The sequence below is a fragment of the Amycolatopsis camponoti genome, assembly GCF_902497555.1.
Taxonomy (GTDB): Bacteria; Actinomycetota; Actinomycetes; order Mycobacteriales; family Pseudonocardiaceae; genus Amycolatopsis; species Amycolatopsis camponoti.
This window is the reverse complement of record NZ_CABVGP010000001.1, coordinates 666,696-685,526: the sequence shown is the minus strand read 5'-3', so window position 1 is coordinate 685,526 and position 18,831 is coordinate 666,696. Positions and strand designations below refer to the sequence as shown.

The window sequence follows — 18,831 nt, the reverse complement described above, 5'->3', positions numbered from 1 at the left end:
GGCGCCGACGCGTTGTCTCGCATAGCGCAACAACGGCTCGCGCCTACCGCACCGGCGTCGGCGAATCCATCGCTTCGGCGGTTCTTTCCCGAATCGGGCGATTCCCATCGCCTTTCCGGCCGGTTCCCACCTCTAAGCGGCGGCGACGGCGAAATGCCGTGCCCGGGAGGGGAGGAAATGTCCGAGGAACACAGCGTGAGAACGCTGGTCCACACCGAAGTGCCGCGCCGGGCCGAACGGCCGCCGGCGATGCCCCGCCGAGAACACCGGCGCGGCGACGCCCGGTTGCCGGTGCCGAGGCAGCTCGAAGCGAGCGAGGTCCACCGCGTGCTGAACATGCTGCTGGAGGCGTACGACGGACGGCGGCCGGTCCCGCAGATCCGCGGGCTGGTGGGGCCGGAGGTCTTCGCCGGCCTCAGCGGGCCGCACCGCGCGGGGCCGCGCCACCGGATGCGCCGGGTGCACGTGTGCACCCCGGTGGCGGGGGTGATCGAGGCGTGCGCCCGGGTGGAGGTGGCAGGCCGGTCGTTCGCGCTGGCGGCCCGCTTCACCCGGACCCCGGCAGGCTGGCAGTGCGTGCGTTTCGCGCTGCTGAAGCCGGGCCGTCCGGACCAGCAGGCGCGCCGGCAGGCGGCGGCGTGAGCGGGGCGCACGCTGCCCGCGCACCGCCTGCGACGGCGCAGCCGGGCGCCCACCGGCGGTCAGTCGAGCCGGGCGGCACCGGCGATCCGGCAACACCGACCAACGCAGCCGGTCGGTCGGTGCCGCCGGCCAGGCCGGTCGGCTGCTGCAGCCGGTCGGCCGGTACAGCCGGTCGGCCGGTACAGCCGGTCGGCCAGTGCAGCTGGCCAGGCCGGTCGGCCAGTGCAGCCGGTCGCCGGTGCGGATGGTCGGCCGGTGCGGATGGTTGCCGCGAGCCGAGCGTCGGAGGACTCACCCGAGGCCTCCGGCGCCCGACCGACCGCGGCCGAGCCGGCGCGACCCGAGATGCGCCGCCCCAGCGAGGGCGGCCGCGGCTCCCCTCGGTCCTAAGAGGCCACGACCGGGAGCGTCGCCAAACCGCGCAAGGTCGTCGTCGCATTCCACTCGGGATCGCCCGCCAGCCTCAGCTTCGGCAGCCGGCGAGCCAGCTCCCGGAACACGATGCGGCCCTCCAGCCTCGCCAGCGGTGCTCCGAGGCAAAAGTGGATCCCCTGGCCGAACGCCAGGTGCCGGCCCGGCGTCCGGGACGGGTCGAACACGTCGCCGCCCGTCGACGGGTCGCGGTTGGCCGCTCCGATCAGGACTATCGCCTGGCTGCCCGCCGGGACCTTCACCTCGCCCAAAGCCGTGTCGCGCAACGCTGTGCGGGCCGTCAGCTGGACCGGGGAGTCGTAGCGCAGCGTCTCCTCCACCACCCGCTCGGGAGCCGCCGCCCCCACGCCGTCGTGGCGCAGCAGCGCCAGGACTCCGTTGCCGATCAGGTTCGTCGTCGTCTCGTGGCCGGCGATCAGCAGGAGCGTGAGCGTCACCAGCAGCTCGCCCTCGCTGAGCACGTCGCCCGCGTCCGACACCGCCACCAGCGCCGACAGCAGGTCCTCCCCCGGCTCGCGCCGCCGCTCCTGCGCCAGCGAACGGAAGTAGCGGACGAACGACTGCCGTGCCCGGACCGCGGGCTCGACCGAGTCCGGGTGCTGCAGGAACGGCGGGTCCAGCGCCCGCGCCATCGCGTGCGACCACTCCGCGAAGCGCTCGCGGTCGTCCAGCGGCACGCCGAGCAGCTCCGCGATCACCTCGACCGGCAACGGCTTCGCCAGCGACGTCATCAGGTCGAACCCGGCCGGCGCGCGGTCGACGAGCGACGCGGTGATCTCCTCGATCCGCGGCGTCAGCCGCTCGACCATCCGCGGCGTGAACGCCTTCGCCACCAGCCGCCGCAACCGCGTGTGGTCGGGCGGGTTCAGCGACAGGAACGCCCGGACCACGCGTCCCGATTCGTCGACCGGCTGGTCCGGAAGCCGGTCCGCCGGATCCAGGTACTCCGGTTCGGGGTGCCCGAACGCCGGGTCGCGCAGCACCTGCGTCGCCTCGCCGAGACCGCTGACCGCGAACATCCGCTCGGCCAGCTCGGCGACGGGGTAGCGCTCACGCCACCGGCGGTAGTGCGGGTACGGATCCGGCCGCCGACCGGCGCCGAACAGCGCGAAGAACTCCTGCGGGTCCACCGGCTTCTCCCCTCGCGCAAGAACGGGGCCGGGGTGCGCGTGCACCCCGGCCCCGGAAAACTTCGTCAGCGACGCGGGCCCTTCTTGCCCTTCTTCTGGGCGTCGCGCTGGGCGGCCCGGCGGTCCCGGCGGGTCCCTCCGCCGCCACCGCCCGCGGCCTGCGCCGCGCCGTCGGCGTGCGACTCGACCTCGCCGTCCTCGCCAGGGCCGGACAGCGTCACGCCCGACTGCTGGCCACCGCCGCCGAGGCCCTTGCCGCGCAGCGCGGCCGGGACGGACTCGGTGTCGGTCGTCGGCGGCTGCGGCGGCGCCGGCCGCGCGTGCCGGCCCTCCGCCGCCTGACCGTTGCCCGAAGCGACGCCCGTGGGCAGCGCGGCGGCGTCTTCGGCCGGAGGCGCCTCGGCCCGCTCGACCTGGAGGTTGAACAGGAAGCCGACGGCCTCCTCCTTCAGCGAGTCGAGCATCGCGCGGAACATGTCGAAGCCCTCGCGCTGGTACTCGATCAGCGGGTCGCGCTGCGCGAGCGCCCGCATGCCGATGCCCTGCTTGAGGTAGTCCATCTCGTAGAGGTGCTCGCGCCACTTGCGGTCGAGGACCGTCAGCATCACCTGGTGCTCCAGGGTCCGCATGCCGTCCGGGCCGACGAGCGCGTTGATCTCCGCTTCGCGCTTGTCGTAGGCGTTGCGGGCGTCCTGCACCAGGGCGTCACGCAGGCCTTGCGCGTCGAGGTCGCCGTCCTCCATCAGGTCGTCCCAGTCGATGCTGACCGGGTAGAGCTGCTTCAGCGCGGTCCACAGCTTCTCGTGGTCCCAGTCCTCGGCGTAGCCGTTGGAGGTCGCGCCGTCCACGTAGGCGTTGACGACGTCCACGAGCATGCCCTCGATCTGCTCGCGCATGTTCTCGCCGGCCAGCACGCGGTGGCGCTCGGCGTAGATCACCTTGCGCTGCTCGTTCATGACCTCGTCGTACTTGAGGACGTCCTTGCGCTGCTCCATGTTGATCTGCTCGACCTGGGTCTGCGCGCTCTTGATGGCCTTGGAGACCATCTTGTGCTCGATCGGCACGTCGTCGGGCAGCCGCATGGTCGTCATGACGCGCTCGACCATCGTCGCGTTGAAGCGGCGCATGAGCTCGTCACCGAGCGACAGGTAGAAGCGGGACTCGCCGGGGTCGCCCTGGCGGCCCGACCGGCCGCGGAGCTGGTTGTCGATGCGGCGCGACTCGTGCCGCTCGGTGCCCAGCACGTACAGGCCGCCGGCCTCGCGGACCTCCTCGGCCTCGGCCTTCGACTCCTCCTTGACCTGCTCCAGGACCTCGGGCCACGCGGCCTCGTACTCCTCGGAGTGCTCGACCGGGTCCAGGCCGCGCTCGCGCAGCACGTGGTCGGCGATCAGGTCGGGGTTGCCGCCGAGCACGATGTCGGTACCGCGGCCCGCCATGTTCGTGGCGACCGTGACGGCGCCCTTCTGGCCGGCGCGGGCGACGATCAGCGCCTCCCGGTCGTGGTGCTTCGCGTTCAGCACCTCGTGCGGCACGCTCAGCTTCACCAGCAGCTTCGACAGCCGCTCGGACTTCTCGACGCTCGTCGTGCCGACCAGGACCGGCTGGCCCTTCTCGTGCCGCTCGGCGATGTCCTCGGCGACGGCCTCGTACTTCGCGTCCTCGGTCTTGTAGATCAGGTCGGGCTGGTCGGCGCGGACCATCGGCCGGTTCGTCGGGATCGGCACCACACCCAGCTTGTAGGTCTGGTGGAACTCGGCGGCCTCGGTCTCGGCCGTACCGGTCATGCCGGCGAGCTTCTTGTAGAGGCGGAAGAAGTTCTGCAGCGTGATCGTCGCCAGGGTCTGGTTCTCGGCCTTGATCTCGACCTTTTCCTTGGCCTCGATCGCCTGGTGCATGCCCTCGTTGTAGCGGCGGCCGGCCAGGATGCGCCCGGTGAACTCGTCGACGATCATGACTTCGCCGTTGCGGACGATGTAGTCCTTGTCCCGGTGGAAGAGCTCCTGGACCTTCAGCGCGTTGTTCAGGTACCCGACCAGCGGGGTGTTCGCGGCCTCGTACAGGTTCTCGATGCCGAGCTGGTCCTCGACGAAGCGGACGCCCTTTTCGGTGACGGCGACGGTGCGCTTCCGCTGGTCGACCTCGTAGTGGTACTTCGAGTTGATCAGGTTGGTCTTCTCGGTGCGCTCGCGCGAGCCCATCGTGGTGGTGTCGATGCCCTGCATCAGCGGCGCGAGCCGGGCGAACTCGACGTACCAGCGCGACGACTGGTCCGCCGGGCCCGAGATGATCAGCGGCGTCCGGGCCTCGTCGATGAGGATCGAGTCCACCTCGTCGACGATGGCGAAGTTGTGCCCGCGCTGCACGCAGTCGTCGAGGCTCCACGCCATGTTGTCGCGCAGGTAGTCGAAGCCGAACTCGTTGTTCGTGCCGTAGGTGATGTCGGCGTTGTACTGGGCGCGCCGGACCTCCGGCTGCTGCTCCGAGAGGATGACGCCGACCTCGAGGCCGAGGAACCGGTGGATGCGGCCCATCCACTCCGAGTCGCGCTTGGCCAGGTAGTCGTTCGTCGTGACGACGTGGACGCCCTTGCCGGGGATGGCGTTGAGGTAGGCCGGGAGGACGCAGGTGAGCGTCTTGCCCTCCCCGGTCTTCATCTCGGCGACCTGGCCGAGGTGCAGCGCCGCGCCGCCCATGAGCTGGACGTCGAAGTGGCGCTGGCCGAGCACCCGCTTGGCCGCCTCCCGGACGACCGCGAAGGCCTCCGGCAGCAGGTCGTCCAGCGACTCGCCGTCGCCGTTCCGCTTGCGGAACTCCTCGGTCTTGGCCCGCAGCTCGGCGTCGGTCAGGTCCTTGACGTCGTCTTCGAGGGTGTTGATGTGATCGGCGATGTTGCGCAGCCGCTTCACCATCTTGCCCTCACCCGCGCGGAGCAGGCGGTTCAGCACCATCCGGTCGACCTCACTAGCTGATCAAGAGTGCGCCCAGGCCGGTCCCGGGCAGGTTTTCCCGTGGCGGCCGCCGTGGTCGGCGCCACCTTCCCACCCCATCGTAGGGAACGGTGGGCGTCGTGTGCACACGCCGTAGGTCCTGACATGCGGATGGCCCGCACGCGAGCCGCGTGCGGGCCATCCGGCAGGCCTCCTTAAGACCGGCTCAGCCGAGCCGGATCACGCCGTAGTCGAAGCCTTTCCGCCGGTAGACCACGCTGGGCCGGCCCGCCTCCGAGTCGTTGAAGAGGTAGAAGTCGTGGCCGACCAGCTCCATCTCGTAGAGAGCCTGGTCCACCGTCATGGGCTCCGCGGTGTGCTGCTTCTCGCGAACGACGCGACCGGGCTGGTGACCCAGGTCGTCGTCGGCCCAGCTCTGCTGCTGGGGCAGGTGGATCTCTCCGGCGACCGCGAAACCGTTCGTCTGCGGCTCGGCTTCGGGTGCTTCCAACACCGCGGTAGTCGCGGCGGGACTGGCTGCGGCCGGGGATCCACCACCCGGCAGGGCCGAAGTCGCTTCGGCGACCGATTCCGGGCGGCTGCGCCCGTAGTGAACGCGCCTCCGGTCGTGTGTCCTCCGCAGCCGGTTTTCCAGCTTGGTGACTGCGGAATCGAGCGCTGCGTAGAAGTCGGCGGCACACGCTTCAGCGCGTACGGCCGGTCCTCGCCCCTTTCCGGTGATTTCGACGCGCTGGCAGCTCTTGGCCTGGCGCCGATTGGGTTCGTGGAACAGCTCCACGTCGTACCGGATGACTTTCCTGTCGTAGCGCTCGAGGCGGGCCAGCTTTTCGCTGACGAGTGCCCGATAGTGCTCGGGCACCTCTACGTTGCGGCCCTTAACGACGATGTCCATACACGACCTCCCTCGCTGAGATGACTGCGAGCTGTTGAGTTCACACACGGCGCCGGTGTAGCGGGGACGGAAGCCCGGATCGCGGGCTGAGAAGGAACTCGGGAACGGTTCACGACGTCTCGTGCCGGGAACCCGAGCGCGGACTCAGCGCACCTCCGGCGCCAGGGACATGGGCTCGTCACCTCCCTGCCTGCGGGGATTGCTGATAGCGGAGCACGTTAGCTTCCTCACGCCCGTTGCAACAGCCCCCGAGCCGGGGGATGTCGAGGAATGAGACTCCGTCACCCCGCGCAGTGAGCGGAGGGTGAACAGCCGAAAACACCCGCTGGTCGGACGCGGTGCGTTCGCCGTGGGTTCACACGGACGGCGCACCGCTGCCGGCTGGTGGACGCCGAGGGTGACGGCCAGGTCCGCCGCAGCCGCCACCCCGGTGGAGTGGTGCGGCGGCCGAGTGCTGATGATCGACACCCTCATGCCCGGACAACGGCCGCGGGGCAGCTTGCGTTCCCGTCGGATGTCACTCGTGTAGGTGACATGGGGGTCACCCGCGTGCGGGGTGAGGTGCGGTGTGCGCGGCCGTTCGGGGGCGTTTGCGGTGGTGGACGCGGTCGGGGCGGTCGCTTTACGTGGGAGCCGTTCGGCGAGGGTGTGTGCGGTGTCCGTGAGGCGGTGCGGTTGTGGACCCCGGTTTTCCTGGCCGGAGGGCGCCTCGGCCGGCCGGAGCCGTCGCGGTCGGCCCCGGCTGACGCGGCCGGCGGCTCCGGCGCCCGCGCCGGATCCCGCGGCTCACCCGGCTGCGAGCAGCGTCAGAACCGCGGCCACCTCGATCCCCTCCCCTTCCAACGCTCGCACGCAAGCGGCCGCCGTGGCTCCGGTGGTGATGACGTCGTCCAGCACCACCACCGGGAATCCCGGCGGCGGGCGCCCCGCTTCGCGGAACCGCAACCGGCCGGCGAGGTTGGCCACCCGTTCCGCGCGATCCAGGCCGACCGCGTCGCGCGCGCCGCCGGCCAGCTCCAGCGCCGGGGCGACCGCGACTTCGAAACCCCAGCCCGCCAGGACGCTCGCCGCGGCGTCGGCCAGGCGCTCGACGTGGGGACCGCCGCGAACCCGGGACGCCGATCGGCGGCTCGGCGCCGGAACCAGGCAGATCGCCCGGGCCGCGGAAGCGGTTCCGGCTTCCCGTGCGAAACGCGACCCGTTCGCCGCGGTGACGGGCGGCCCCTTCGGCCGCCGTCCAGGTGACGACGAGAGGCCTACGAGGGCCGGGTCGGGGAAGCTTGGGCTCGCGGGACCGGAACCGCCCAGACGCGAATCGGGGAAGCCCGGGCCGGCGGGGGCGGCGAGCCTCGGATCAAAGCAGGGCCCGGCACCCCCCAGGGCCGGTCCAGGGAGGTCCGATCGAGCCGGACCGGCACCCACACCCGCCACCGAAGCCCTCCGGAGCGGCAGCACCACCAGCGCCTCCGCCATGGCCCGCCCCAGCGACGCCGCCAGATCCCGGCGCCCGCGCTCCTTGTAGGCGATCAGCAACCGCCGCGCCACGCCTCGGTACCTGGCCAGCACGAACACCCTCGCCACGCCCGTCACCGGGGCACGGACGACCTCGGACACCGAACCCCACACCCCCGCGCACCGGGCGCAGCACGGCGCCCCGCGGGCCCCGCAGCCGGCGCACCGGGCGGGGATCAGCAAGTCGAGTAGCAGCACACGGACAGTGTCCCCGTCACCACCGACAGTTTTCGCCGGCTCAGCCCGGGTAGAACGGATCCGCGTCCTTCATCGAGTGGTCGTGCGGCCGCCACACCTCGCCCAGCACCGACGCCGTCCACAGGCCGCTCGCGTCCGCCACCACGATCGGACGGCCGGGGGCCGCCGTCACGCCGTGGACCTGGGGGGTCAGGTTGGAGCTGTTGAACGCGTCCATCCGCTGGCCGTCCACCGTCACGCGGATCACCGGCTGCGACGTCGACTTCGTCACCGCCACCAGCGTGTCCTGGGTCAGCCAGTCCACGTCGACCACGTTCTGGAGGTCGTGCGGCTGCAGCAACCTCGGCTCGCGCAGCGCCACCGAATCGCCCGCACCGACCACCGAAGCCACCCACAGCAGCCCGTTCACCACCGCCGCCACGCGGGCGCCGTCGCGGGAGAACCGCAGCTCCGTGACGTCGCCCTGCTGGGTCAGGTCCGTCGCGTTGACCTGCAGCGGGGTCCACTGGTTGGTCGGGCTCATGACCATCCGGGCCACCGACACCTGGTCGACCACCGTCCACACCTCACCGGTGCCCGGCCGCCACGTCGGGCGGCTCAGCGTGGTCCCGCCCAGGCCGGCCGGCGGGAGGTCGTGGCCCAGGTCGCCGATCCGCAGCCGCACCTTGGGGCCGTCGCGGTCCACCACCGCGAGGCGCTTGCCGTCGATCGACTGGGCCGCGTTCACGACGTCGTAGCCGCCGTTGCCCGCCGGGCCCCCGACCGGGGCGCCGTCGCCCAGCGACCGCACCCGGCCGTCGACCGTCATCAGGCCCTTCAGCTCCAGGCTCGGCGACAGCGAAGCGCCGTACGCGGGCAGTTCGTTCGACCGCCAGTCCGGGTGGTTCGCGACCAGCGGGGCGCCGTCGGCGAGGATCCGGATCCGCGCCGACGTCACGTACTGCAGCGTGAGGACGATCTGCGCCGCGATCAGGTTCCGGATGTCGTCGGCGACGCCGGACAGCCCGGTCAGCGGGACCAGCAGCGTGCCGTCGTCGAGGCTCTTGACGTTCGTGTCGATCTCGACCGGCTCGCCGAGCAGGTTCTTCACCGACCCGGCCAGGCTCGTCGAAGGCCCGTTGACCAGCAGGTACATCACCCGGCTCGGCAACCCCGACTGGGGCTTCGCGACGACGTAGCGCCGGTCGGGGACGAAGGTGGCCGACTGCTCCGAGTAGAAGTTCACCGGCACCGCCGTGTAGTTCTCGCTGAAGTCCGACTCGGTCGCGTACAGGTCGGGCGGCGGGTCGACGATCCGCCACTGGCCGTTCGCCTGCTTGCGGACCTTCACCTTGAGCGCCGCCGGGCTGTAGTCCGGCACGAACGCGCTGTTCTGGTCGAGCGTGCCGACGTCGATCCCGCGCACGTTGACGACGAGGGTGTTCGGGTCGGGCTGCGGGGACGGGTCGTAGACCGTGCCGAAGGTGTCCTGGATGATCGTCAGGCTGCGGCTCGGCCGCCAGTTCGCCCGGCCCTGCTCGTCCAGGTAGGCGCGGGCGGCCGCGTTGTTCTGGCCCGGCTTGAGGGTCGCGCCGACGAAGTCGCGCACGAGGGTCAGCGGGTCGCTGTCCGGCTTCGGCTCCGGGACGACGTCGCCCGAGCCCTGGCCCTGGCGTTCGCCGGAGACGACCACGGGCTGGGACTCCAGCGGCACGTTGGCGCAGCCGGCGACCAGCACCACGCACAGCACCGCGAACACCAAGCGGGGCAACCGAAGCCGCGCCCGGGGCTTCCGAACAGCCTGTCGTTTCACTGACCGATTTCCTCACGTTCGGCGAAGATCGCCTCGGGCGCCGGCGTGATGTCGATCAGCCCGATGGGCACCTCGGCGGCGACGCGGTCGGGCGGCGGCAGCGCCAGCGGCGGGTCGCCGGCGGGCACCTCCTGGCGGCGCGGCAGCACGAGCCGGAAGCACGCGCCGTCGCCGAGTTCGCCCCACGCGTCGAGCTCGCCGCCGTGCAGGCGCGCGTCCTCAAGGCTGATCGCCAAGCCGAGCCCGGTGCCGCCGGTGCGCCGGTTGCGCGACGGGTCGGCGCGCCAGAACCGGTTGAACACCAGGTCGGCCTCGCCGGGCCGCAGGCCGACGCCGTGGTCCCGGACGGTCACCGCGACCGCGGTCTCGTTGGCCCCGACGGTGAGCACCACCGGCCGGCCTTCGCTGTGGTCGACGGCGTTGCCCAGCAGGTTGCGCAGGATCCGCTCGACGCGGCGGGCGTCGACCTCCGCGATGACTTCCTCGTCGGGCAGCACGAGCTCCACCGAGCTGCCCGCGTTGCCGGCGATCACCCGCACCTGCTCGACCGCGCGGGTGGCGATCGGGCGGACGTCGATGAACTCCGCGGACAGGTCCTCGACGCCGGCGTCGAGCCTGCTGATCTCCAGCAGGTCGCCGAGCAGCGACTCGAACCGGTCGAGCTCGTCGACCAGCAGCTCGGTCGAGCGCGCGAGCCCGGCCGGGAACTGCTCGCGGGACGCGTGCAGCACGTCCGCGGCCATCCGGACGGTGGTCAGCGGCGTGCGCAGCTCGTGCGAGACGTCGGAGGTGAACCGGCGCTGCAGCCCGCCGAAGTCCTCGAGCTGGCGGATCTGGCGCTGGATGCTCGCGGCCATCCCGTTGTAGGACACCGCGAGCTTCGCCAGGTCGTCCTCGCCGAGCACGGTGAGGCGCTGGTCGAGGTCGCCCCCGGCGAACTGCTCGGCCGCCGCGGCGGCCTGCCGGACCGGGCGGACCACCTGCCGGGTCACCAGGTTCGTGATGCCGGCGAGCAGGAGCAGCAGCACGAGCCCGCCGACGAGCAGCGTGTTCTGCACGGTGGCGACGGTGTTCTGCTCGGTCGTCAGCGGGAACAGCAGGTAGAGCTGCAGCGGGCTGGCGACGGTGTTGAGCGGCGTGCCGACGATCAGGTACGTCGTGCGCCCGCCGTCGGTGTCGCTGACCGTGTGCTCGAGCCAGCTCATCTCGTTGGCTTCGACGAACTGGCGCAGCCGCGGCGGGACGTTCGAGAACGGCCCGGCGGACGAGGGCTCGTCGCCGGACTGGTCGTGGCCGCCGCTGGCGAGCACCGGGACGAACGTGCCCGCCGCCGAGCCGGCCGCGTCCTGGCTGGTCGGCGTGATCGCGATCTTCTTCAGCGCGTTCTGGAGGCGGTTGCTCATCGCCTCGTCCGTCTCACCGCCGAGACCGACCAGCTCACCGGCGGCGGTGTCGGCGGCGGCGCGGGTCTGTGCGATGGCGGCTTCGCGCTTGGTGTCCAGCAGGCGCTCGGTGATCTGGTTCTGCAGGACCATGCCGAGCACGAAGACCACGGCCGAGGACAGCGCGAGCGTCGACACCGTGACGCGGAACTGCAGCGAGTGCTTCCACAGCTCGTTGAACGCGACCGCCCGACGGCGCGCGAAAACGACGACACGCCGCACCAGGCGTGCCGTCGAACGCGCGAACGCGGGGAGCCGTCTCGGGGTCTCCGTGCTCATCGACTCATCACGGCGGGCCGGCCTTGTACCCGACACCGCGAACGGTCAACACCACCTCGGGGTGTTCAGGGTCCTTCTCCACCTTGGAGCGCAGCCGCTGGACGTGGACGTTCACCAGGCGGGTGTCCGCCGCGTGCCGGTAGCCCCACACCTGCTCGAGCAGCACCTCGCGGGTGAACACCTGGCGCGGCTTGCGGGCCAGCGCCACCAGCAGGTCGAACTCCAGCGGGGTCAGCGGGATGGCCTTGCCCTCACGCGTGACCTCGTGGCCGGGCACGTCGATGGCCAGGTCCCCGATCGTGAGCGACTCCGCCGGCTCGGCTTCGGTGCGGCGCATCCGGGCCCGGACCCGCGCGACCAGTTCCTTCGGCTTGAACGGCTTCACGACGTAGTCGTCCGCGCCGGACTCGAGGCCGAGAACGATGTCGACGGTGTCGCTCTTGGCGGTGAGCATGACGATCGGCACCCCGGACTCGGCGCGGATCGCCTTGCAGACGTCGATCCCGTTCATCCCGGGCAGCATCAGGTCGAGCAGGACGAGGTCGGGCTTCAGTTCGCGCAGCGCGGGCAGCGCGCGCGAACCGTCGGCGACCACAGCCGTGTCGAACCCCTCCCCACGGAGCACGATGGTGAGCATCTCCGCGAGGGCGGGGTCGTCGTCGACCACGAGAACACGTGCCTTCATGTCCACATATTCGCACTAGTTCCGGCGGCCGGACGCGCGACCCGCGTGTTTGACCACCAGAAAGATCAAGATCCGCAGCATCGCCTGCTCCATCCGGGTGCCCCTGGACGGTCCGTGAAGGCCGGCACGCGGCCTTCACGGACCTGCGGGAAAAAGGTCAGGAGACGGCCGGGACCGGCGCGTCGACGTGCACTTCGCCGTCCGCGACGACCACGCGGTGGGTCCGCACCGGCGCCTTGGCCGGCAGGCAGGTGGGCACGCCGGTGCGCAGGTCGAACAGGGCGGCGTGCAGCGGGCACTCGACGAAGCAGCCCTCGAGCCAGCCGTCCGCGAGCGAGGCGTCCTGGTGGGTGCAGGTGTCGTCGATGGCGAAGAAGCCGTCCTCGGTGTGGAACACCGCGATCGGGACCGGGCCGTCGAGGCGGAGGGCTTCGCCAACGGGCAGGTCGGCGACGGCGCACGCTCGGATCATCGGGGCCTCCGGAAAAGACTGGCGGGGTGCCGGGACGGTTCGTGAATGTTGCGCATCGCGCGACTCTGCGCTTCTTGCGCAACAATCCGGCCCCGATGGCGGCCACGTCAAGAGATTCGCCCACTCAGCCGATAGGCGCGGTACAAAACGGATAGTGTTGCGCTATGCGGAACCAGGACTCTGCTGACGCAACCTCGGCGGGAAAGCACGCCTCGGCTGGTGGCAACGCGACGCAAAGCCAGGTGCAGTCGGTCGACCGGGCGATCAGCGTGCTGGAGCTGCTCGCCCGCAACGGCGAAACCGGCATCACCGAGATCGCGGGCGAGCTGGGCGTCCACAAGTCGACGGCGTCGCGGCTGCTCAGCGTCCTGGAGTCCAGAGGCCTCGTGGAGCAGCTCGGCGAACGCGGGAAGTACGCGATCGGCTTCGGCATCGTGCGGCTGGCCGGCGCCGCGACGGGCCGGATGGACCTGGCCAAGCTCGGCCGGGCCAGCTGCCTGTCGCTCGCCGAAGAGCTGGGGGAAACGGTGAACATCGCCATCGCCGACGACGGCGTCGCGATCAACATCAGCCAGGCCCGCGGCTCGGCGGCGATCACGACGCAGAACTGGACCGGCCAGCGGACGCCGCTGCACGCGACCTCCAGCGGCAAGATCCTCTTGGCGTACATGGGCGAAACCGAGCGCAAGCGGGTGCTGAAGCGGAAGCTGGAGCAGTACACGCCGCGCACGACGGTCGAGCCGGACGAGCTGATGACCGAGCTGGAACGAGTGCTCGAAGACGGCTTCGCGGCCTGCTACGAGGAACTCGAGCTCGGCATGCACGCGGTCGCTGTGCCGATCCACGGCCCGGGCGGGGACGTCGTCGCGGCGATGAGCGCATCGGGCCCGTCGTACCGGCTTTCGAAGCAGCGGGTGAAGCAGATCGTGCGGCCGATGACCGAAGCGGCCGACGACCTTTCCGCGCAGCTGGGCTACTTTCGGGACTAGCACCGCTGGGACTAGGGGTACAGCAGCGCCATCGCGCGGATCGTGGTTCCCAGGTGCGCCACCAGTTCCGCGGGCGCCAGCACCTGCGCGTCCGCGCCGAGCCGGAGCACGCCTGCCGCCGCGTGGGCCACGCTCTCCATCGGGATCTCGGCGCGGCGCCAGCCGTCGCCGTCCGCGGGGCCGAGCGTGCGCCGCACGAGCCGGGTGGCTCGCGGGCCCAGGATGTCCGGCAGGGCCTCGATTCCCGCCGGTGACAGCCGTACGACAGCGGTCTCGCCGGCTTCGCTTTCCTCGTAGCTTTCGACGTTCGCGCGCCAGAACTCCGCCAGGTCGAAGCCGTCCGGCCGGGTGAAGTGCTCATCGAGCGTCCGCAACCGCTCGATGTTCCCGACGCGGTAGGTACGCACGCGCGGCCCGGCGACGAGGTACCAGACACCGGCCTTGAGGACGAGGCCGAGCGGGTGCAACCGCCGCGTCACCACGCCGGGCTCCGGCGACCACCGGCGGTAGGAAACCTCGACGATCCGGTCCTGCCACAGCGCTTCCGCCGCCGCGAGCAACTGCGGCACCGGGTCCGCTTCGCGGTACCAGCCCGGCGCGTCGAGGTGGAAGCGCTGCCGGATCCGCACGGACGCGTCCCGGTACGGCGTCGGCAGCGCGGCCATCAGCTTCAGCTCGGCCGCGGCCACCTGGGCGCCCAGGCCCAGCTCCGCGGCCGGCTGCGGCAGGCCGGTGAGGAACAGCGACCCGGCCTCGCCGGCGGTCAGCCCGGTCAGCCGGGTGCGGTAGCCGTCCATCAGCTGGTAGCCGCCGTCCGGGCCGGTCTCGGCGTAGATCGGGACGCCCGCGGCCGCCAGCGCTTCGACGTCCCGGTAGACGGTTCGCGGGGTCACGCCCAGCTCCGCCGCCAGTTTCGCCGCGCTCATCCGGCCGCGGTTCTGCAGCAGCAGAAGCAAGGACACCAGCCGGCTCGCACGCACCCGGCGAAGTCTGCCAGCGGCCACTGACAGAAGGTGTCAGTGGCCGCGTCCCAAGATCGCCGTCATGAACGACTTCGACTTCCTCATCGGCTCCTGGACCGTGACGAACCGGCGGCTCGGCAAGCTGCTCGCCGGCAGCGACGACTGGACCGTCTTTCCCGGCACGGCGACCTGCTGGCCGCTCTTCGAGGGCGGTGGCAACCTGGACGAGATCGTCTTCCCCACGCTCGGCAGCCGCGGCTGCACCCTCCGGCTCTTCGACGTCGAGCGCGAGGAGTGGTCGCTGCACTGGGCCAACAGCCGGACCGGGCTGCTCCAGCCCCCGGTCGTGGGCCGCTTCGACGGCGGCCGCGGCGACTTCCACGGCGACGACACCCACGAAGGCGTGCCGGTGAAGGTGCACTACGCCTGGACCGGCACGACCACGTCCTCGCCGCGCTGGGAGCAGGAGTTCTCCGCCGACGGCGGGCGGACCTGGGAATCCAACTGGGTCATGGAGTTCGCCCGCGCCTGAGCGGGCACCTTTTCGGGCGCTTGACACCGCGTCTCGCATCACGCACTTTGTTGCCGAGGACGCAACTTCGTCGCCCGGAGGAACAGATGGCAGCACGGCCCCGGGTGGTCGTCGCCGGTGGTGGCCTGCTCGGCTGCGCGCTGGCGGACGAGCTGACCGAGCGCGGCTGGACCGACGTCACCGTCCTGGGCGCCGGCGAGGCGGACGAGGGGCCGGGCCTGGTGTTCCGGACCGACGCGGACCGCACGCTGACCGAGTTCGCGAAGTACACCGCCGCGAAGTACGGCGGCCTCGACGGCCAGTGGTGCTTCAACCCGGTCGGCAGCCTGGACCTCGCGACCACTCCCGAGCGGCTCGCGGACTTGCGGCGGCGCCACGGCTGGGCGACGTCGTGGGGCGTGCGCGGGTTCCTGCGCACGCCCCGCGAGTGCGCCGACCTGCACCCGCTCCTCGACGGAACCCGGTTGCTGGGCGGGTTCCACGTCCCCGGCGACGGCCTGCTCCACGCGCGGCGCGCGGCCGAAGCCCAAGCCCGGCGCGCGAAAGCCCGGGGCGCGCGGTTCAGCGCCGAAGAAGTCGTGAGGGTCGAACGGGCCGGCGGCCGCGTCACCGGCGTCGTCACGGCGGCCGGCCGGGTGCGGGCCGACGTCGTCGTCTTCTGCGACGGCCCGGACGGGCTCGCCCTGCCCGAAGCGCCGCTGCGGCTGCGGTACGCGCGGACGTCACCGCTGCCGGAACTGGCCGGGCACAACGACGACCACGTCCAAGCGGGCAAGCCCGTGCTGCGCGACCTCGACACCGGGCTGACCGTCCGCGAGCACGTCGACCGGCTCGGCATCGGCGGCGCGTGGGACACGGCGGTCGCGCTCCTGCCGGCGCTGCGGGACGCCGAAGCCGCGACCACGACGACGATCCCGCTGCCCGGCACCCCGGACGGGATGCCGGTGCTGGGCGAACACCCGGAGCTCGACGGCTTCTGGGTGGCGAAGGCCGTCCGCGCCGAGCACTCCGCCGGGATCGCGCGCGAGCTGGCGCGCTGGCTCGTCGACGGGCAGCCGGCGCTCGCACTGCACGGCTGCGACCTCGCCCGGTTCGCGCCGTCGTCCCGGTTCACCGCGGAGCCGGTGCGGACCGGCCCCTTCCACGAGCGCCAGGTCGCGCTGGGCGCGCACTTCGGCGCGGCGGACGGCTGGGCGCGGCCGGACCGGTACTCGGCCGAGGCCGGTGCGGAAGCGATCGTCACCCGCGAACGCGTCGCGATGTTCGACCTGACGTCCGCGCCGCGACTGGCCGTCACCGGCCCCGGCGCCCTGCCGTTCCTGCAGACCATGACGACCGGCGACCTGGCGCACCCGCCGGGAACGCTCACGGGAACGCTCCTGCTCGGCGAAGACGGTGGAGTGCGCGGCCGGCTCACCGTGGCGCGCCTCGGCGACGAACGGTTCCACGTCGGCGCCGGCGGGCGCCTCGACTTCGCGTGGCTGCGGCGGCACCTGCCCGGCGACGGAACCGTCCAGGTCCACGAAACGACCCCGGGGACGTGCTGCCTCGGCGTCTGGGGACCGCGGGCGGACTCCGTCCTCCCGGAACTGTCCACGGCGGACTTCTCCGCCGAAGAGACTTACGTTGTAGACGTCCCGGTCGTCGCGTTGCGACTGTCCACCGTGGGCGAACCCGGCTGGGAACTGCACACGACGGCGGACCTGGGCCGCCGGTTGTGGGACACGCTGCGCGAACGCGACATCGCCGTCGCGGGTTATCAGGCGTTAACGAGTCTGCGGATGGAGGCGGGGACAACCGTCGCCGGCGTCGACTTCACCACCGAGCACGATCCCTACGAGGCCGGGCTCGGGGACGCCGTCCACCGCGACAAGGGGTACTTCCTCGGCCGGGACGCGCTGGCGGGCCGTTCCGCGGCGACCGTGAGCCGCCGGCTGACCCGGCTGACGACCGGGCGGGTCTTACAAGGTAAGGAACCCGTGTACGTCGAGGGCCGCGCGGCCGGGTACGTCACCAGCGCCGGGTACGGCCACACCCTGGGCCACGCCATCGCGTACGCCTGGCTGCCGGTGGAGCACAGCCGATCCGGAACACCGGTGGAAATCGGGTACTTCGGCGAGCGCGTCCCGGGGCGGGTCGCATGAAGCACTACGACGTGATCGTGCTCGGCCTCGGCGGGATGGGCAGCGCCGCGGCGTACCGGCTGGCGCGGCGCGGGCAGCGGGTGCTCGGCGTCGACCAGTTCGCGCCGGTGCACAACCGCGGCTCGAGCCACGGCGGTTCGCGGATCACGCGCCAGGCGTACCTCGAAGGTCCCGAGTACGTGCCGCTCCTGCTGCGCGCCCACGAGCTGTGGGAGAGCCTCGAACGCGACAGCGGACGCCGGCTGTTCACCCGCTGCGGCGGGCTCATGGTCGGCCAGGCGGACTCGCGCACGATCACCGGCAGCGTGGCGTCGGCTCGCGCTTTCGGCATCCCGCACGAACTCTTGGACGCCGGCGAGATCCGCCGCCGGTTCCCGACCATGACGCCGTCGGCGGACGAGGTCGCGCTGTACGAACCGGGCGCCGGACTGGTGTCGCCCGAGGGCACCGTCGCCGCGCACCTGCAGCTCGCCGCGCGGTGCGGCGCCGAGCTGCACCACGAGGAGAAGGTGTTCACGTGGAGCACCATGGCCGGCGGCGTGCGCGTCGGGACCTCGCACAGCTACTACACGGCCGATCGGCTCGTGCTGTGCCCCGGCGCATGGGCCGGCGAGCTGCTGCGCGGCTTCGGCGTCGAGTTCACCGTACGACGTAAGGTGCAGTACTGGTTCGCGCCTTCGGGCGGAGCCGAACCGTTCCGGCGGCATCCCGTGTACCTCTGGGAGGGCGACGGTTACACGTTCTACGGCTTCCCGGCGCACAACGCGTCCGCGGACGGCGTGAAGGTCGCGTTCCACACCGGCGGCCGCGCGTGCACCCCGGACGGCATCGACCGGATGGTGACGGCCGAGGAGGTCCACGAGATCGCTTCGGTCGTCAAACGGCATTTGCCGACGCTGCCGGGAGCTTTCCTCCGCGCGGCGACGTGCATGTACACCGACACGGCCGACGAAAGCTTCGTCGTGGCCCCGCACCCGGAGGAGGAGCGGGTGGTGCTGGCGTGCGGGTTCTCCGGGCACGGCTTCAAGTTCGCCCCGGTGATCGGCGAGATCGTCGCGGACCTGGTGATCGACGGCGCGACGGACTTCCCGATCGCGAGGTTCGACCCGGCCCGGCTACGGGTTTAGCAGCGTCTTCGCGAGCGCTTCGAGGTCGACGTCCGCGACGCCGTCCAGCACGTGCCACGGCGCGAGCCAGCCCGACGCCGCCAGCTCGTCGTACACCGCCGCGCACCGGCGCTGGAGGCCGTCGTCGGTCTCGAACGCGTCGCGCTCGCGGTCAGTCTCCGCCTCGGCTCGCCGCTCGGCGCGCTCGGCCGCCACCGCGGGCGTGACCCGCAGCAGCAGGTGCGCGTCGGGGCGGGGCAGGCCGAACCGCCCGACCTCCAGCTCCCACACCCACTTCACGACTTCGCCGGCCGCGTCCTGACGCAGGCGCGCGGCCGCGTACGCGGCGTTGGACGCCACGTACCGGTCGAGCAGGACGACGTCGTGCGCGTCCCGCAGCGCGCGGATGTCCTCGGCCGCGCCGCTGCGGTCGAGCGCGTAGAGCACGGCCATGCCGTACACCGAGTCCGCGAGGTCGCCGTGTCCGCGGTGCAGCGCTTCCTTGACGAGGTCGGCGTGCACGCTCACGCCGTAGCGCGGGAACGCCAGCTTCGCGACGCTCGCGCCCTTCGCGCACAACGCGTCCGTCAGCCCGTCGGCGAGCGTGCGCTTTCCCGCGCCGTCGAGCCCTTCGATGACCACCAGTCGACCCACGGACGACACACTAACGG

The 18,831-nt window shown here is 71.8% G+C and carries 15 protein-coding genes; 5 read left to right on the top strand and 10 right to left on the bottom strand.

The window, feature by feature from the left end:
• The first annotated feature begins 195 nt into the window (after positions 1–195).
• Positions 196–642 carry an Rv3235 family protein gene (locus tag AA23TX_RS03310; protein WP_230862321.1) on the top strand — a complete coding sequence of 149 codons (447 nt, stop codon included), beginning with the start codon at positions 196–198 and terminating at the stop codon, positions 640–642.
• 386 nt (positions 643–1,028) lie between these two features.
• Here the strand turns inward: AA23TX_RS03310 and AA23TX_RS03305 are convergent, their stop codons facing one another.
• The 8 genes from AA23TX_RS03305 to AA23TX_RS03270 all read right to left on the bottom strand — a co-directional run bounded on the left by AA23TX_RS03305 (position 1,029) and on the right by AA23TX_RS03270 (position 12,427).
• Positions 1,029–2,204, bottom strand: a complete 1,176-nt coding sequence (locus AA23TX_RS03305) for a cytochrome P450 (RefSeq protein ID WP_155541107.1) — start codon at positions 2,202–2,204, stop codon at positions 1,029–1,031.
• A 65-nt stretch (positions 2,205–2,269) separates the two neighbouring features.
• Positions 2,270–5,155, bottom strand: a complete 2,886-nt coding sequence (gene secA / locus AA23TX_RS03300; protein ID WP_155541106.1) for a preprotein translocase subunit SecA — start codon at positions 5,153–5,155, stop codon at positions 2,270–2,272.
• A 205-nt stretch (positions 5,156–5,360) separates the two neighbouring features.
• Positions 5,361–6,047 carry a ribosome hibernation-promoting factor, HPF/YfiA family gene (gene hpf / locus AA23TX_RS03295; protein ID WP_155541105.1) on the bottom strand — a complete coding sequence of 229 codons (687 nt, stop codon included), beginning with the start codon at positions 6,045–6,047 and terminating at the stop codon, positions 5,361–5,363.
• 786 nt (positions 6,048–6,833) lie between these two features.
• Entirely contained in the window at positions 6,834–7,757 is a 924-nt protein-coding gene (locus tag AA23TX_RS03290; RefSeq protein ID WP_338422485.1) for a ComF family protein, read from the bottom strand.
• A 40-nt stretch (positions 7,758–7,797) separates the two neighbouring features.
• Entirely contained in the window at positions 7,798–9,507 is a 1,710-nt protein-coding gene (locus tag AA23TX_RS03285; protein ID WP_155541103.1) for an LpqB family beta-propeller domain-containing protein, read from the bottom strand.
• Positions 9,508–9,545: 38 nt separating this feature from the next.
• On the bottom strand, positions 9,546–11,270 hold the full coding sequence (mtrB, locus tag AA23TX_RS03280; protein ID WP_155541102.1) for an MtrAB system histidine kinase MtrB: 1,725 nt from the start codon (positions 11,268–11,270) through the stop codon (positions 9,546–9,548).
• A 7-nt stretch (positions 11,271–11,277) separates the two neighbouring features.
• Positions 11,278–11,955 (bottom strand): MtrAB system response regulator MtrA, encoded by a 678-nt coding sequence (gene mtrA, locus AA23TX_RS03275; RefSeq protein WP_005150760.1) that lies wholly within the window; start codon positions 11,953–11,955, stop codon positions 11,278–11,280.
• 157 nt (positions 11,956–12,112) lie between these two features.
• Complete coding sequence (locus AA23TX_RS03270; RefSeq protein WP_155541101.1) at positions 12,113–12,427, bottom strand: bifunctional 3-phenylpropionate/cinnamic acid dioxygenase ferredoxin subunit; 315 nt, start codon at positions 12,425–12,427, stop codon at positions 12,113–12,115.
• Between the two features lie 164 nt (positions 12,428–12,591).
• On the opposite strand from AA23TX_RS03270, the gene AA23TX_RS03265 reads away from it, so the two are divergent.
• The gene (locus AA23TX_RS03265) at positions 12,592–13,416 is read left to right on the top strand and encodes an IclR family transcriptional regulator (protein ID WP_155541100.1); all 825 of its coding nucleotides are present in this window, start codon (positions 12,592–12,594) and stop codon (positions 13,414–13,416) included.
• An 11-nt stretch (positions 13,417–13,427) separates the two neighbouring features.
• On the opposite strand, the gene AA23TX_RS03260 is transcribed toward AA23TX_RS03265, so the two are convergent.
• Complete coding sequence (locus AA23TX_RS03260; RefSeq protein WP_155541099.1) at positions 13,428–14,396, bottom strand: helix-turn-helix transcriptional regulator; 969 nt, start codon at positions 14,394–14,396, stop codon at positions 13,428–13,430.
• Positions 14,397–14,460: 64 nt separating this feature from the next.
• On the opposite strand from AA23TX_RS03260, the gene AA23TX_RS03255 reads away from it, so the two are divergent.
• The 3 genes from AA23TX_RS03255 to solA all read left to right on the top strand — a co-directional run bounded on the left by AA23TX_RS03255 (position 14,461) and on the right by solA (position 18,181).
• Positions 14,461–14,910, top strand: a complete 450-nt coding sequence (locus tag AA23TX_RS03255; RefSeq protein WP_155541098.1) for a hypothetical protein — start codon at positions 14,461–14,463, stop codon at positions 14,908–14,910.
• Between the two features lie 86 nt (positions 14,911–14,996).
• Positions 14,997–17,054: an FAD-dependent oxidoreductase gene (locus AA23TX_RS03250; protein WP_155541097.1), complete on the top strand. Its 2,058-nt coding sequence runs from the start codon at positions 14,997–14,999 to the stop codon at positions 17,052–17,054.
• On the top strand, positions 17,051–18,181 hold the full coding sequence (solA, locus tag AA23TX_RS03245; protein WP_155541096.1) for an N-methyl-L-tryptophan oxidase: 1,131 nt from the start codon (positions 17,051–17,053) through the stop codon (positions 18,179–18,181). The genes AA23TX_RS03250 and solA overlap by 4 nt, the downstream gene beginning before the upstream one ends.
• Here solA and AA23TX_RS03240 read toward each other — a convergent pair.
• The gene (locus AA23TX_RS03240; RefSeq protein ID WP_155541095.1) at positions 18,170–18,823 is read right to left on the bottom strand and encodes a dTMP kinase; all 654 of its coding nucleotides are present in this window, start codon (positions 18,821–18,823) and stop codon (positions 18,170–18,172) included. The genes solA and AA23TX_RS03240 overlap by 12 nt on opposite strands.
• Positions 18,824–18,831: the final 8 nt, after the last annotated feature.